Annotated in this window: 10 protein-coding genes; 5 read left to right on the top strand and 5 right to left on the bottom strand. The window is 44.3% G+C overall.

All coding sequences use genetic code 11. From position 1 onward, the window contains the following. The first annotated feature begins 24 nt into the window (after positions 1-24). Positions 25-1,227, top strand: coding sequence for a phosphotransferase enzyme family protein (locus PseudUWO310_RS15315; protein WP_142602744.1), 1,203 nt, complete (start codon positions 25-27; stop codon positions 1,225-1,227). A gap of 1,120 nt (positions 1,228-2,347) precedes the next feature. After that, complete coding sequence (locus PseudUWO310_RS15310) at positions 2,348-6,670, top strand: CheR family methyltransferase (protein ID WP_142602742.1); 4,323 nt, start codon at positions 2,348-2,350, stop codon at positions 6,668-6,670. A gap of 232 nt (positions 6,671-6,902) precedes the next feature. Here PseudUWO310_RS15310 and PseudUWO310_RS15305 read toward each other — a convergent pair whose 3' ends face one another. Together PseudUWO310_RS15305 and PseudUWO310_RS15300 are read right to left on the bottom strand one after the other, a co-directional pair. Beyond that, complete coding sequence (locus tag PseudUWO310_RS15305) at positions 6,903-8,795, bottom strand: bifunctional serine/threonine-protein kinase/formylglycine-generating enzyme family protein (RefSeq protein WP_142602740.1); 1,893 nt, start codon at positions 8,793-8,795, stop codon at positions 6,903-6,905. An 8-nt stretch (positions 8,796-8,803) separates the two neighbouring features. After that, positions 8,804-9,631: a DUF2993 domain-containing protein gene (locus tag PseudUWO310_RS15300; protein WP_142602738.1), complete on the bottom strand. Its 828-nt coding sequence runs from the start codon at positions 9,629-9,631 to the stop codon at positions 8,804-8,806. Positions 9,632-9,803: 172 nt separating this feature from the next. Here PseudUWO310_RS15300 and PseudUWO310_RS15295 point away from each other — a divergent pair, with 172 nt between their 5' ends. Beyond that, positions 9,804-10,319: a GNAT family N-acetyltransferase gene (locus PseudUWO310_RS15295; RefSeq protein WP_142602736.1), complete on the top strand. Its 516-nt coding sequence runs from the start codon at positions 9,804-9,806 to the stop codon at positions 10,317-10,319. A gap of 213 nt (positions 10,320-10,532) precedes the next feature. Beyond that, positions 10,533-11,129: a TIGR02466 family protein gene (locus PseudUWO310_RS15290; RefSeq protein ID WP_142602734.1), complete on the top strand. Its 597-nt coding sequence runs from the start codon at positions 10,533-10,535 to the stop codon at positions 11,127-11,129. 255 nt (positions 11,130-11,384) lie between these two features. Here the strand turns inward: PseudUWO310_RS15290 and thiD are convergent, their stop codons facing one another. From thiD to rsmA, 3 genes are all read right to left on the bottom strand, one after another. Beyond that, entirely contained in the window at positions 11,385-12,203 is an 819-nt protein-coding gene (gene thiD / locus PseudUWO310_RS15285) for a bifunctional hydroxymethylpyrimidine kinase/phosphomethylpyrimidine kinase (RefSeq protein ID WP_223805685.1), read from the bottom strand. A gap of 328 nt (positions 12,204-12,531) precedes the next feature. Continuing rightward, on the bottom strand, positions 12,532-14,109 hold the full coding sequence (locus PseudUWO310_RS15280; RefSeq protein ID WP_142602732.1) for a hypothetical protein: 1,578 nt from the start codon (positions 14,107-14,109) through the stop codon (positions 12,532-12,534). A 227-nt stretch (positions 14,110-14,336) separates the two neighbouring features. After that, positions 14,337-15,170, bottom strand: coding sequence for a 16S rRNA (adenine(1518)-N(6)/adenine(1519)-N(6))-dimethyltransferase RsmA (rsmA, locus tag PseudUWO310_RS15275; protein WP_142602730.1), 834 nt, complete (start codon positions 15,168-15,170; stop codon positions 14,337-14,339). A gap of 121 nt (positions 15,171-15,291) precedes the next feature. On the opposite strand from rsmA, the gene PseudUWO310_RS15270 reads away from it, so the two are divergent. After that, complete coding sequence (locus PseudUWO310_RS15270) at positions 15,292-15,891, top strand: GNAT family N-acetyltransferase (RefSeq protein WP_142602728.1); 600 nt, start codon at positions 15,292-15,294, stop codon at positions 15,889-15,891. The last annotated feature ends 91 nt before the right edge of the window (positions 15,892-15,982 follow it).

Genomic DNA, 15,982 nt, shown 5'->3' with positions numbered 1-15,982 from the left:
TGCCTGACCTTGTTTCAAAAAATTATGGTTCAAAATCATCTCCTCGATCAGTCTCAGCAATCCTCCATAGAAGAGATCGTTCAAAAATTCTTGCCTCAATCTCCAATTGCGAATATTCAACGTTTTGGCAGTGGCAATATCAATGATACTTTTCTAATTTCTTTAAAAGATAATTTCAAAGGTAATTTAAAAGGTAATTTCAAAGATAATTTACCAGTCAAACATTCTAGTCATTTTATTTTGCAGCGGATCAATTCGGTGGTATTTAAAAAACCACCGATGGTTATGCAGAATATCCGAATTTATGCAGAACATGTGCGCGATCGCTTGCAAAAATCGCCCCTCGATCGACGGTGGGAAATTCCGCAGATATTACCAACTGAAGAGGGGGCTGACTATTGGCAAACTGAGCAGGGAGAATTTTGGCGATCGCTTAGTTTTATTGAAGGCTCCCAGTCCTTTGATGTAATTGCAGATGTCGAACGGGCTAGAGAAGTTGGCTATGCCTTGGGAACTTTCCATCATCTGACTAGCGACTTAGCGCCGACTAGATTGGCGGATACCTTAGAAGGCTTTCATATTACGCCGCGCTATTTCAAGCAATATGAAGAGATCTTGGCAAAGGGAAATCAGCATATTTCCCCTGAAGTCGATTACTGCGTGAGGTTCGTGAGCGATCGCAGGGGATTAGCACATATTTTAGAAGATGCGAAGGCGGGGAAACTACAAGAACGAACGATCCATGGCGATCCAAAGGTAAATAATATTCTGTTCGATCGCCAGACCCAGCTAGCGGTAAGCATAATCGACCTCGATACGGTCAAATCAGGATTAATCCATTACGATATTGGTGATTGCTTGCGATCGGGTTGCAATCTTCGGGGCGAAGAGACAGAACAATGGGAAGATGTCACCTTTGAGATAGAACTATGTCAAGGCATCTTGCAGGGATATTTAGCCAAGGCTAATTCCTTTTTGACGGAATCCGATTACGCCTATATTTACGACGCGATCAGGGTGATTACCTTTGAGTTGGGTTTGCGCTTTTTTACCGATTACTTAGCAGGTAATATCTACTTCCACGCCCAACATCCCGAACATAATCTATGGCGATCGCTAGTACAGTTTCGCCTAGTTGCAAGCATTGAATCACAGGAATCAGCCATCAAGCAAATCATTGTTGACTCCTCTAATACCAAATCACAAAATGGCTACGCCATTTTGTGATTTTAAAACCATTACGGGGTTTGGTTTTTAATTCCCAAAAGTGTAGCCACACTTTTGGGAATTGGTATAAGCTCAAATCGGAGGAAGAGAAGGTTAGCGCTTCGCGCTAACCTTCTCTTCCTCCGATTGCGACAGCTAAATGAGAAAAATAGAGCTTCGACTCATTTAGGATTACTAAGTACCTCAGCATAATTAAAATCCAGATATAAACCCTGCGGCGCACGATGCGCCGCAGGGTTTTATGTTTTTATATTTGATTAAGCCCACTTACTTAGAAACCATTTAAGAATTACTTTCTGCGGTCAAAAACTCTAAGAGATCCCCCTCAATCCCCCTTAAAAAGGGGGAAGAATTTAATTCTCCCCCCTTTTTAAGGGGGGCTGGGGGGGATCTAGTGAATTCTTAAATGGTTTCTTAACTCATTGAGGATTACTATAGATTCCCATTAATTAACGAAGTTTTATTTGCGAGCAATTCTAATTTAGAGAAAACCATAAAAATTAGTGCTAACTAAGAATATCGAACACCCAATCAATATGTATATTTATAAGTATATTAAGTATACTTATGAACACAAAGCTAATGCATCACAAAAACAAACAAAGAGAAAACTAGTAGCAAGCATTTAATTCTAGAAAACAGCAACTAGAGGCAAAATATACAATTTTTTAATCTAAATCAGTTGTTTTTAGCAGATTTTACGCAAATCACAAAAACGATAGACACAAAAGAAGATCATAAAATTACAGTTTTATAAATCCATTAAACTCATCGACAAATCAAATTCTTGGCAAATATAATCTCACAATCAATTGAATATTTTTTATAAAAAATAACTTTTTAAGGCTTATGTATTAGTATTAGTAAATATAGCAGTCCTAAATCATTTTTGAGAACAATAGCACTTCAATTTCGCTCAGCCAACGTATCTTGTCTGAGCGAGATTGAAGCCGCTCTAAACTTATTTAGGATTGCTAAGTAGCTAGGCGCAATTAAATATAAAACTCCAAGACCTGTAGCCCACGCGCAGCGTGGGCTACAGGTCTTGATTCTGGATTTTAATTATGCCCAGCCACTTAATAAATCAAACTAAATCAAATCAAATCAAGGGAGAAACTAAATGACTGACAAATCAGAATCAAGTTTAGTAGTCACTAGTTCCTCTGATTTATCAATGGGATCTAAGCCTAGTTTGCCAGATAGCTTCCCCATCGTTGGCATTGGCGCTTCCGCAGGGGGGCTAGAAGCCTTTACGCAACTCTTAAGCAATTTAGAAGTTGATACGGGAATGGGGTTCGTGCTGATTCAGCATTTATCGCCGCAGCATCACAGTCAGTTAAGCGAAATCCTCCGCAATGCCACCACGATGCCCGTTAATGAAGCAGTGGAAGGTATGCGCATCGTGCCAAATTCGGTATATGTGATCCCACCTAATACTCTGATGACGCTGGAGCAGGGAGTCTTGCGGCTGGAGCCACGGCAGCGGGTGAGGGGGAAATATATGGTAATTGATGGTTTTTTTAGTTCCCTTGCCGCCGATCGCAAACATCTGGCGATCGCTGTCATTTTATCGGGGAATAACGAAGATGGAACCGTAGGGTTAGGAGTAGTGAAAGGGGCTGGGGGAGTCACCTTCGCGCAGGATCTCGGTTCGGCAGAGTTTCCGACCATGCCGATGATTGCGATCGCATCGGGGTATGTAGATTTTGTCTTGCCCCCTGCCGAAATTGCGCGAGAACTGGGCAAAATCAGCCAGAATGCTATGGAAATAGATGATTCCACGGATATCATGCCTAATGATAATTACGAAATTGAAGCAGCCGAAGCATCCATTTTTACGGAAAGTCCAGAGAACCAGAAATTTCTACCCCTCGTCTTAGAAATTTTGAACAATGCTATGGGCGTAGACTTTACGCACTATAAGCAAGGCACGATCCGCCGCCGAATCGCGCGGCGGATGGGGTTACTAAATTTACAAAACTTGGGGATGTATGCCCATTACTTACAAGAGCATCCCATTGAGGTCGAGAAACTTTACCATGATATTCTCATTAATGTAACGAGTTTCTTTCGCGAACCCGACTCCTTTAAGGCGCTCAAGGATATTGTCTTTCCCCAAATTTGTCAGGATAAGTTGCCAAATGCCCCGATTCGGATCTGGGTCGCAGGCTGCGCAACGGGTGAAGAGGTCTATTCGATCGCCATTAGTCTCTTAGAATTTTTTGATGATCGCCCTAATAAACAAACAATTCAAATTTTTGCGACGGATATCAGTACGATCGCGATCGAAAAAGCCAGAGTGGGCATATACAACCATAATACCTTGATCGATATCTCGCCCGAACGCTTGCGGCGCTTCTTTGTCCCCGTGGAAGGAGGCTATCAGATTGGCAAAACCGTGAGGAGTCTATGCGTATTTGCGCGGCAAAACCTAACCAACGATCCCCCGTTTTCGCGCCTAGATTTGATCAGTTGCCGCAATATGCTGATCTATCTCGAACCAGTCCTCCAAAGAAAGGTGATGCCTATTTTCCATTATGCCCTCAATCCTAACGGTTTTTTGATGTTGGGAAGTTCAGAAGGGATTGGTAACGCCACGGATTTATTCGCGATCGCCGATAAAAAGAGCCGTATTTATAAATGTAAACACTCGGCTCCAAGGATGAATTTTAACTTTGTCAAAAGCACCTATACCAAAGATAGTGTGAGCGATTCATCTGCTCCGATCAAATTTAAGGAACCGCCCGAAAATAATTTAGAGCTCCTTGCCGATCGCGTCGTCCTCAGTCGCTATGCACCTGTGGGAGTCATTGTTAATAGCGAGCTAGACATTTTACAGTTTCGCGGTCAGACTAGCGCCTATCTGGAACCAGCTCCCGGCAAAGCTAGCCTCAATTTGCTCAAAATGGCGCGTCCCACCCTGAGACTAGAACTGCGATCGGCAATTTTTAGCGCCAAGGATCAAGATATCCCGATCGTCAAAGATGGCATTGAACTGCAACAGGGGGTGATCGTCAAAATCGAGGTCATTCCCTTAAGTATGAATAACGATCCCTATTTCTTGGTTTTATTTACGAGTAGACCACAGCGATCGCTATCACCACAGCAAAATCTGGGCAGATCTCGCAAAGAGCTAAATCAATCGGATCGATCACGTAGTGCAGAACTAGAGGTGGCACGACTCACCCATGAGTTAGAGAAAACCAAAGAATATTTGCGATCGATCATTGAGACGCAGGAGGCAAACAACCAAGACCTCAAGGTGGCAGGCGAGGAAATTCTCTCTAGCAATGAGGAGTTGCAAAGTGCCAACGAGGAACTAGAAACTGCCAAAGAAGAAATTCAAGCGACGAATGAAGAATTAAGCACAATTAATGACGAACTCCGCAGTCGTAACGTGCAGCTCCATCAGTTCAACAATGATATGCAAAATTTGCTCAGCAGCGTTAATATCCCGATCTTGATGCTGTCGGGCGATCTGCGGATTAGACGCTTTACGCCGATGGCGGAGCAATCTTTTAATTTAATTCCCAGCGATGTGGGGCGACCCTTTAGCGATATTCAAAATAATCTCGATATTCCCCATATCAGAACCTTGATTACAACGGTCATTGATACTTTGATTCCCTACGAGCAGGAAGTTAAAGATCTATCGGGGCGTTGGTATAGCTTAAGAATTCGTCCCTATCGCACCACCGACAATCACATTGATGGGGTTGTGATCAGCTTGATTGATATCGACTTGATCAAACGCAATGCCCTTGAGCTGGAATCTTCCCGCAATTATGCGGCGGCGATCATTGAGACTTTGCGCCAGCCTCTGGTGGTACTTAATGCGGAGATGCAGGTATTAACCGCCAACCATGCCTTTTATCAAATTTTCCAAATGAGCCCCAGCCAGACCGAAAATCAATCGATTTTTACCATTGGTCAGGGCGAATGGAATATCCCCAAACTACGATCGCTCCTCACTGAAATTCTGCTGCTAGATATTACGGTGCAGAATTACGAACTTACCCAGAATTTTCCGCAATTGGGCAATCGCACCGTATTACTCAATGCCTGTCAGATCGATCGCCCCAATATCGGTCAGATGATCTTAATTGCGATCGAGGATATCACCGAACGCAATCAGCAAAAGTTGCAGCTAGTCATTAAAAACCAAGAGCTATCAACGGCAATGATGCTTGCCGAAACAGCAAATTTGGCTAAAAGCGAATTCATGGGAAGCATGAGTCACGAATTACGCACCCCGCTCAATTCGATCATGGGCTTTTCGCAAATCCTGCGCGAGAACATTAATTTAGATGACGAGTCCCGTCAATATCTGGAAATCATTTATCAATCGGCAGACTACCTCCTCTCATTAATTGAAGATATTTTAGATATTTCCAAAATTGAAGCCAAAAAAATGGCGATCGCTTTAAATCCTGTCGCTCTCCTTGAATTTCTCCAAGTAACCGTGGGCATGGTGTCTGCTCGAGCGATCGCCAAAAATCTCACCCTGACAACCCAGTTTGCCGAAGATTTGCCCACCACGGTTTATACCGACGAAAAACGCCTAAGACAAATTCTGCTCAATCTCCTCAGTAATGCCATCAAATTTACGAATCATGGCAGAATTACCTTAACCATCAATAGAGTCCAAAGAGTCCAAACCAGCCTGACGGAATCCCCCATCGAATTAATTCAATTTACGGTTACAGATACGGGTATTGGCATTGCCGCCAACGATCTGGAGAAGCTCTTTCAACCCTTTGAGCAAGTAGGTACATCAAAAAGGAATCAGCAAGGCGCGGGCTTAGGGCTTGCCATTAGCCAAAATCTGGTCAAGCAGATGGGCGGAGAAATCCGCGTAAGCAGCACCCCCGATCGCGGAAGTACCTTTAATTTTGCCCTGAATTTAACGGAACCGCCAACGGAACGGAAGACTGAATACCAAATCTCGCCCGCAGCACCGATGCTCGCGATCGCCCCAGCCACCGATGACATCACGAGTTCGGAGGTGCAAATTGAACGGGAGCGTCCTGTTCCCGTCAATAAGGTCAAGTTAGCCTCCACCTTACCCTTGAGCATTTTAATTGCCGAAGATGTCCAATTCAATCAAATTCTCATTCAGAAATTCCTGCAAACACTCGGATACGAACCCGATACCGTCAATAATGGATTAGATGTGCTGACTCAGTTACGAGCGAAGCATTATGATGTGATTTTGATGGATATTCAGATGCCTGAAATGGATGGCATCGAGGTTACTAAAAGAATCATCGCAGAATGGAATCAAAGCTCTCGTCCCCATATCATTGCTGTGACCGCCAACGCATCGCAGGAGGATCGCGACAAATATTTAGCCGCAGGCATGGATAGCTATATCAGCAAGCCCATTAGTTTTGCTCAGTTAGAAAAGGCTCTCCTACAGGTTAGTTCCCATCTGCGATCGTAAATTAATACCAAAACACAAAATGGCTACGCCATTTTGTGTTTTGAAAACCCTTACTGGGTTTAGTTTTTAATTCACAAAAGTGTTGCCACACTTTCGTGAATTGGTATAACGTCAGTTCGGGTTAAGCTGGCAAATTCTCAAGTTAAGAAATGGCGTAGCCATTTCTTAACTTGAGAATTTGCCAAAGATTGCCGCGCTCTGCGCGGCAATCTTTGACTAGAGAAAGCATCGGCTAAGGAATCGCTAACGTCACGGCAATCCGAAAACCCGTATAGCGATCGCCTTGATTAGTGACATTTTTATAACGCTTAGCGGAGCGACAATAATGGGCAGGATCGCGCCATGAGCCACCCCGTACGACGCGACAACTGCGATCGCCTCCTGTCATCCAAGCGCTCCCATCCTTGGGCAATAGGTCGTAATCATCATGCCAGACATCCATACACCATTCCCACACATTGCCATGCATATCGTGCAAGCCAAAGGCATTGGCGGGATAGGAACCAACTTCGGTCGTAGCCGCATTACTAATGCCTTGAGGTGCATATTTGTAAGGGCTTGCACCATTGTAATTAGCCAGATTTGCGGCGATCGTTTCCCCAAAACCAAAGGCTGTGACCGTCCCCGCCCGACAAGCATATTCCCATTCCGATTCACTCGGCAACCGATAGGGGCGACCAGTACGTTCGGCAAGTTTCTGACAAAAGGACTGAGCATCGTCCCATGACACCATTTCCACGGGGCGATCGCTATTGCCAATAAACATAGCGGGATTATTATCCATTAATGCTTTCCATTGTCTTTGGGTAATGGCAAAGCGCGACATAAAGAAGGGAGCGAGATTCACAATATGACGCGGACTCTCTTCTTCACGGCGATCGGCTTCATCCGAAGGCGAACCGATCGCAAATTTGCCTGCGGGGATGAATACCATTTCTAAGCCGATCGCCATCCCTTGCAAGTTACCTAAGCTCTCAATATAGGCAAGTCTGTTCTTTGATATTGTCTTGATTTGCAAAGGATGGTTGATGAATTTGCCAATCCCGTGATTGACACTCACTAACGCCATCTCAAAGGAAAATTGCGACAATCGAGGAGCAATCGCGATCGGCGGTGGTTTGGGGCTGGGAGCGATCGGGACGATCTGCGTTTTGGCGATCGCTTTTTGATGGCGCAATCTCCCAAATTGAGGTGCATAGCTCATAGGAGAGGGAGCCGATAGACTTTGGAGACTTTGGAGACTTTGAAGATCCTGAAGTACGGCTTGAGCCGTAGGATAGCGCTGACTGGGAGAAGAAGCAATCATTCGATCCAGCACCCGACCGAGCTGGGGATTGAGGTTCGTATTCCCTAAAAAATTTCGCCAGATCCAAGTACCATCCATATCCATCAGATCGAAGGGAGAAACATTGGTCAACAAGTGAATACAGGTCACGCCTAAACTATAGATATCGCTAGCAAATATGGCTTTTCCCCTTGCCTGCTCTGGGGCAATATATACCGCACTGCCGATGCGTGTGCCCGTCTCCATCCCTGCCGTCACAAACTTTGCCGCGCCAAAGTCAACTAACACATGACTTCCCGCCGTAACCGCACCAGAGGCAATGGCAAGTCGGCGGCGAATAATATTTTCGGGTTTAATATCGCGATGGATAACTTGGCGATCGTGAATAAATTGCAGGATCGGCAATAGGTCGCTCAATAACATCCGAATTTTGGCTTCACTAAACGTCCCTTGTCCTTGCAATTCCTTTAACAAATCCTGTCCATCGATAAATTCTTGAATCAGGTATTGCCGACCATCATGTTCTAAATGGGCAAACAATGTGGGGATTTGAGGATGCTTTCCCAGATCATCAAGGCGCACGGCTTCCTGTTGAAATAGCTCGGCAGCTTTGGCGGCACTGTTTAGATCGGCGGGACAGAACTGTTTGATGACACAATTGGGCTGCGATGGCAGCGCTTCGTCAATACCCATAAAAGCTTTGCCAAAACCGCCTTGCCCCAAAATCCCGATCGCCCGATAGCGATCGCCAATCTTGAGTTTAGAGCCACAATGACTACAAAAACTCAACATCCGATCAGGGTTTTGATAGTTGCATTGCGGATTTAGGCATTGACTCATGATTGCGCCTATTGATTGGGAATAGCATCCATCTTGGCAAAGCCAATAACTTGCATTTTTCCTGCCGTCAGTTCTAGTTTGAGAACTCTAGCGGTGATGCCTTTACTTTCCAGTTGTCGCAAGTCTAGGACTTTATTCAATCCATTGGTAAAAGCCGTAGCAATCCGATTGGGGATCGGCGTTCCTGACAATTCAATTTGTGGGTTAACAATTTGCAGTTTTGTGCCCCCGATGGTTTTTAGTTCGGCATTCAATGAGACATCGAGCTTCTTGGGGTTGGGCTTAGCGGGGGTCGGTTGCGCCTGTAATGTTGCCGCCAGCCTTACGCGATCGCCTTCTAAAAAAGTTACTTCAGGATTGAGCAAATCTAAAATTTCAGGGTTTTTATTAGTTCCCGAAATATCAATGCTCAGATTTTTAAAGGAAGATTGCACATCGGGCGATCGCAGCGCCGTATTGATATCTTCAGAACGCAAGACCAAGCGGACAGCAGCCTGTAATGGTCGCCGCAACACAATTTTGCCAGACTGCAAAGAACTGGGATCGATGCTGATCGGATCGGTCTCCAAATCGACCTGATCGATCCGTAAAAACTCTAAAACGAAAACCCCTCGCCCCGCAACACGAATGCGATCGACATTACCTAAAAGAATCTGATAGTTAGGAGCATTATCAACACGCACCTCTAGGACATCGGCTCGCACGATTTGACTGCGCAAATAGTCCGTTGCAATTTTGTCGATCGCAATTCCAGGTGCGCCAGCTATGCCTAAAACCGTCGTAAGTAACCCAGCAAATAATTCCATAACAACGGCGATGAGTATCACTGCAATCATAAACCAAAACCCAATGATTAACCCAGAGATTAAACCCAAAAATAGGGAGCGTACCGCCCGCTACGCGGGCGGTACGCTCCCTATTTTTGGGTTACTTATGCCTAGATATTTATTACAAAGCGTTATATTTTGGGAAATTTGATAGCATTTTCTAGTTTAGGAGTAACCAGTTATGCAGATTCGGTTGGCAGTCGAGGCAGATCTATCCTCCATTATTGAGATTTATAATGCTGCCATTCCTAGCCGTCTTGCTACCGCCGATCTCGAACCGATTACGGTGGAAAGCCGTCGCGCTTGGTTTCGCTCCCATGACGATCGCTATCCTGTCTGGGTGATGTCTGTCGGCGATCGCCATATTTACAGCGATCGCAACGAACAAATTGTGGGCTGGCTCAGTCTGCAAATGTTTTATGGTCGTCCGGCCTATCACAAAACCGCCGAAGTAAGCATTTACATCGAGCCTACCTATCAAAACCAAGGGATCGGCAAGCAATTGCTCAATCATGCGATCGGGCAATGTCCACAGTTAAATATTTCTAAGCTGGTCGGTTTTATATTTGCCCACAATCATCCCAGCCTGCGCCTATTTAAGAACTTTGGTTTTACGGAATGGGGAAATTTACCACAAATTGCCGAGCTAGATGGCATCGCCCAAAGCTTGATCGTTCTCGGCAAAGTGGTGAGCTAAGCGCCATAACTAAAGTAAAGAATTAGATGTTGCGGCGCAAAGCGCCGCAACATCTAATTCTTTACTGGGAAGGGATTAGGACATAAAACCCAAAATAGTTCTGTCGCGCGGAGCGCGGCAATACTATTTTGGGTTTTATGTCCTGATACAGGTGACGGGAGCTATAAGATAAAACTGGCAGCATATATAGACGACAACGAGACGATAACGATAATGAAGCGTGATGACTGGTTTCCTACGCCCATCTGGCACTTTGAAGTACCAAACTATCAAGAACTAAATCAAAAATTGCTCCCCGCGATTTACAACGAGCACCAGAAAGATACTCAGGGATTAAATTGGTCTAATTCTTTAGGATGGCATAGCAAAGACTACCTACATCAACAGCCAGAATTTCAAGCGATCGTCAATATTGCCATCAATAATGCTTTAGAGGCTGGGCAAGAAATGGGCTTTGACCTCCAAAGATTCACTATGTTTGTGGCTAACTGTTGGGCAATTATCAATCCCAAATTTGCTTCTAATTTTTTGCACAATCACCCCAATTCCATATTGAGCGGTGTTTATTATGTGAAAGCATCTGAGAATTGCGGTGGTATTTTCTTTCGCGATCCTCGCGATGTCGCCCATATGTTTATGCCTAAGATCGCCGAACTCACGCCTTGGACGATCCAAAAGATTACCTACAAGGCAACGGAAGGAACGATGATCATTTTCCCCAGTTGGCTAAATCACGGCGTAGAAGTCAATCTCAGCGATGAAGATCGGCTATGCATCAGTTTTAATATCAGCATGAGTCATCGGGTTTAAAGTCTAAATTTTGATTAAGTCGCTAGGCGCAATCAAATATAAAACCCCAAAGATGAGTGGCGCTTCGCGCCGCCACTCATCTTTGGGGTTTTGATTCGCTCTAGCTATCTCTTAAGTTGTTATAAGTAGCTAGGCATAAGTAAACTTAAAACCTAGAAGAGCATACCGCCCGCTGCGCGGGCGGTATGCTCTCTGGTTTTGGTTTTTAATTATGCCGAACGACTTAGCTGTAGCCATTTGTCTTAGGACAAATGGCTACAGCTTTAACAATGGATAGAAATGTCCGACGGGTCCCTGTCCTCGACCGATCGCTAGTCCATATTTCAGGGCTTCCGTCACGTAATTTTTTGCCTCTTGCACTGCTTGGAAATGGGGCTTACCCAGCGCTAAGTTAGCAGCGATCGCCGCTGACAGGGTGCAACCAGTTCCATGGGTATGCTGAGTATCGATCGCTTCTGTCTGTAAAACCTCAAAGCGATCGCCATCAAACCACACATCCACCGCCTTGAGTGAGCCACTCATCGCTCCTCCCTTAATCAATACCGATCGCGCTCCCAATTTATAAATTTGCTGAGCCGCAGTTTGCATATCCCCCAAGGTGTGAATTTCCATTTCCGCTAAAATCTGCGCTTCATAACGATTGGGAGTGGCGATCGCTGCTAATGGAATCAAGAGATCCTTCATTGTCTTTACCGCAGCATCATCTAGCAATTGCGCCCCTGTCCGCGACACCATCACAGGATCGACCACCACATTTCCCAAACCAAAGGCAACGAACTTTTTTGCCACAGTTTTAACAATCTCTTGATTGAGAAGCATTCCCGTTTTAATGGCTCCTACCCGCATATCAACCATCACTGTTTCAAATTGAGCAGTCACGGCTTCAGGTGACATGGCATCGACTCTGGTAACTCCCTGAGTATTTTGGGCTGTGATGCAGGTAAGCACGCTCGTCCCATGAACGCAATGAAAGGAAAAGGTACGTAAGTCCGCCTGTATCCCTGCACCTCCGCCACTATCGGAACCAGCAATCGTCATGGCGATCGGTATTGAGGAGCTATGGAAACTAGTCATGATGCGAATTATTGATAAGTAGCTAAGACCTAGAAGAGTGTACCGCCCACTATGCGGGCGGTACACTCTCTGGTTTTGGTTTTTAATTATACTGAACTACTGATATAGCTATAGTCAGTAATGTTAGGACAAAACCCAATAGAGAGTTGCGGCGCAAAGCGCCGCAACTCTCTATTGGGTTTGATGTCCTGACTTATTAAGTAATACCAATTCACGAAAGTGTTGTCACACTTTCGTGAATTGAAAACCAAACCCAGTAAGGGTTCTCAAAGCTCAAAATGGCGTAGCCATTTTGAGCTTTAGTATAACTATAGCTATAAATCATAAGTTATGCCCGCGATAGCTGCCAACAAAAATTTGTAATGGCAAAAATAGCCGTCAATAAAACCATAATCCACATAGATAATACAAGCGTTGTTACGATCTTTGAGTTGAGTTTACTCCCCATATTAAAGGGTAAAAAAACCATTCTATTATCATATTGCAATTGATTTTTTTGGGCTTCACTCAGAATGGAATTTTGCAAAATTTTATCCGTACATTCATCTGAGAAACTATTATTAAAAAGGCAGAGAATATTTGTCGTTCTCCGTCCCAACGTAAAGGTATTTGTTGTTTTCTCTCCTCTAATTAAGGTCTGTGCCACCTCTAAATTATTGGGCATAACTACCGAAATAATTTGAATCGTTATGCTAATAGCAATCAAAGCAGCAATAAACCAGTTTTTGATTTTCTGATTTTGCCATCTTTGGATTAATAATGCGAGGAGAGGAACTATTATAAGATGTACGGATGTAACATGGTATCTAGCACCCCAAGCAACATCACCGCTCCAAAACTCGACCTTGCTTGTTAATATCAAAAACATCACTAAGTTAAAGATATTTACAATTAAATACCACCGCATATAAGGCAGCAGCATCTTCCAAGTCAAAAATGCGATCACTAAGCATGGAATCAACAATGGATCGTAAATAAAGATACTTTTGGCAGGAGCAAAAAGCACGCCCAAAATGCCAACTTCAGGTGAATTAATCAGGGGATAGTTAGGAGGAAGTGCAGGTAACTGCGCGAAAAATGGATCGGTAGCCTGCGTTTGCATAAAAACACTGGAACCTGTAGCCCAGAAGTTTCCATACCGAAAGAAAGCAAGGGTTCTGTCAAATAAGGCGATCGGTAAAAATCCCGTAGTCCACAGCCATACACATTGCCATATTTTATATCTATTACGGCTTTGATAAGCAATACAACCAAGGAGAAACATTAAAGAAGTAAAAGCATTAATAATACTGGTGTTACGAATTAAAACAGCAATTCCCATTAACAAGCCGCTACCTATCAAAAACTGATATTTTCCCCTTTGTAAATAGGCGAGGGAAAGAGCATAACTAGTCAAGGTTAAGAGAAGAATTTGATTATTTTGTTGGTGGATTTGAGCATAATTTAGAACTGTCGTTCCCATGAGCATCACGATGCTCGTTAAACCTGCAAGTTTTTCTTCAAACTCAAAAAGTCTTAATAGATAAAAACAAGCTATAACCATTGCCACATTGAGGGGGACAAAAATTAAGAAGCTCACAATTAAACGCCGTAAATATAGTTCAGGTATGGCGGATCTGTTGGGGATAAATCGATGCAGTTGCGTTCCGATCCAGTCCGCAGGAAGCATCAGCATCGACTGACCCAAATCATAATTGATATAGCGTTTTCCACCCGTTCCCATGAGTCCGCCACCAATTTCTCCACGAATAATAGGTTTAAAATCTGGAGAAACCTCTGGAGTTCCCGTCCACCAAGCATGAGCCATTTGCAATCGAAAATCGGTATCTGAACTTCCAAGTGAGCCTGTATTGATTACGCCAATCCATAACAGTGCAACTAGAGCAAGTTGGGTGACTATTTTCATCGGTTAGGTCATAGTTAGGGCTGACTAAAGAATAAACTAAAAACCAAAAGAGAGAGGCGGCGCTTCGCGCCGCCTCTCTCTTTTGGTTTTTATTGGCGGTAGTAATACCAATTCACGAAAGTGTGACAACACTTTTGTGAATTAAAAACTAAACCCAGTAAGGTTTTAAGATGCCCAAAATGGCGTTGCCATTTTGGGCATTGGTATGATGAGTTATTGGGTAAATCCTAATCATTTAAAGACTTTGATTTAATTACAGCTTCACTCAAAGCTACCCACTGAGCGACATCGAGATCTTCGGCTCTCACCTGCGCGTTAATGCCCATATTTTCCAAAATAAGCACCAAAAGATCGCGATCAATCTCCGAGATCAGATTATTCCGCAACATTTTGCGCTTCGTGGCAAAACCCAGTGTGAGCAATCGATCTAAGAATTTCGGATTGCTGGCTGGGGTAGGTGTGGGACGCGGAATAATGCGGACAACTGCCGAATTAACTTTTGGGGGTGGATAAAAAGCAGTCGCAGGAACATCACAAATAAACTGGCATTCCGCAAGGTATTGAATCTTAACGCTGAGGGCATTGTACGCCTTATGTCCTGCTTTCGCAGCCAGCCGATCGCCAATTTCCTTTTGCACGAGCAGCACAATTTGCTCAAACTGATGAACTGGTTCGGACAATGTCCCCAATAGTTTTTTCAGAATTTCGCCAGTAATGTTGTAGGGAATATTGGCGATGACTTTGTTGGTTTCTGCGGGAAGGGGAATGTCGAGAATGCTCCCTTCAATTAGTTGAAAGTTCTTTTGTGTCATGGTTTTACGCAGCTTTTCACAAAGATCGCGATCAATTTCCACGGCGGTCAGTGACTCCACAAAAGGCAGGAGCAACCGGGTGAGATTACCCGTACCAGGACCAATTTCTAAAATGCGATCGCTTGGTTGCAATTGCCCCGCACGTAAAATTTTGTTGAGGACATCATCGCTGCGCAGCCAATGTTGCCCAAACTGCTTGCGCGGACGGATCTTACTGGGGCTATAGATGGGAGTTTCGGGGTTGGGCATTGGCGATCGCTGGCTAAAATAATTATGATAAGTAACTGAGCGATTAGCTCAGTTATTAACCCTATTTAGCGATAATAACTGAGATCGTTAATTTATTTTCGCTAAGCCGTTAGCGCTAAATGTGCCAAGCCAATTTCCTTCGTTTACCATTCGTCAAGCTAACCCGAGAGATGTTGGTTATGTATCCGAGATCTTGACTGAGAGCTTTTATCGTAGCGTCGATCGCCAAGTCCATTTTTTGCACCGATGCTTTGTTGATATGGTCTATCCGCTCCTGCGCTATGGCATCATGCTCGACCTTAGCAGTCGCTTTGGGGAAAAAACGCCCTGCTATGCCTGTCTGGTTGCCACCCATCCTGCTAACAAGTCTTTACCGATCGCTACCCTTGAGATTTGTATGCGCTATGTCCCCACTAAAGGACATCAAAATTTTTGGCTCGGTCGGGAAATGCAGCAACATCCCTATATTTTTAACTTAGCCGTCCATCCCCATTGGCGGCGACGGGGAGTAGCGAAACAACTTTTGCTAGCAGCAGAAGGAACGGTCAAGCAATGGGGATATTCGCAGTTGTATATGCATGTTCTCGAGGATAACCAAACCGCTCGCAATCTATACGATCGCGTAGGTTATCAAATGTACGACCGCGAGGGAAACTTAAACTATTGGCTGCTTAGAAAACCAAGGAGATTTTTATTACAGAAAAAATTGCGATCGACCTAGGTATAAGGGACTTGCGAGAGAATAAGATACCAATCCAGATTTGCCAGAATCGGTGGCGCGGCGGAGCCGCGCCACCGATTCTGGTTTTATA

The sequence above is a fragment of the Pseudanabaena sp. UWO310 genome (genome assembly GCF_006861605.1).
Classification (GTDB): domain Bacteria; phylum Cyanobacteriota; class Cyanobacteriia; order Pseudanabaenales; family Pseudanabaenaceae; genus Pseudanabaena.
Note: the sequence above shows the minus strand (reverse complement) of the source record. Positions and strands in the feature narration are given on the sequence as shown.

Bases quoted from the DNA above. Each gene is read 5' to 3' on its own strand.
- PseudUWO310_RS15315 (WP_142602744.1), top strand. From the start codon at position 25: ATGGTTCAAAATCATCTCCTCGATCAGTCTCAGCAATCCTCCATAGAA.
- PseudUWO310_RS15310 (WP_142602742.1), top strand. From the start codon at position 2,348: ATGACTGACAAATCAGAATCAAGTTTAGTAGTCACTAGTTCCTCTGAT.
- PseudUWO310_RS15305 (WP_142602740.1), bottom strand. From the start codon at position 8,795: ATGAGTCAATGCCTAAATCCGCAATGCAACTATCAAAACCCTGATCGG.
- PseudUWO310_RS15300 (WP_142602738.1), bottom strand. From the start codon at position 9,631: ATGATTGCAGTGATACTCATCGCCGTTGTTATGGAATTATTTGCTGGG.
- PseudUWO310_RS15295 (WP_142602736.1), top strand. From the start codon at position 9,804: ATGCAGATTCGGTTGGCAGTCGAGGCAGATCTATCCTCCATTATTGAG.
- PseudUWO310_RS15290 (WP_142602734.1), top strand. From the start codon at position 10,533: ATGAAGCGTGATGACTGGTTTCCTACGCCCATCTGGCACTTTGAAGTA.
- thiD (WP_223805685.1), bottom strand. From the start codon at position 12,203: ATGACTAGTTTCCATAGCTCCTCAATACCGATCGCCATGACGATTGCT.
- PseudUWO310_RS15280 (WP_142602732.1), bottom strand. From the start codon at position 14,109: ATGAAAATAGTCACCCAACTTGCTCTAGTTGCACTGTTATGGATTGGC.
- rsmA (WP_142602730.1), bottom strand. From the start codon at position 15,170: ATGCCCAACCCCGAAACTCCCATCTATAGCCCCAGTAAGATCCGTCCG.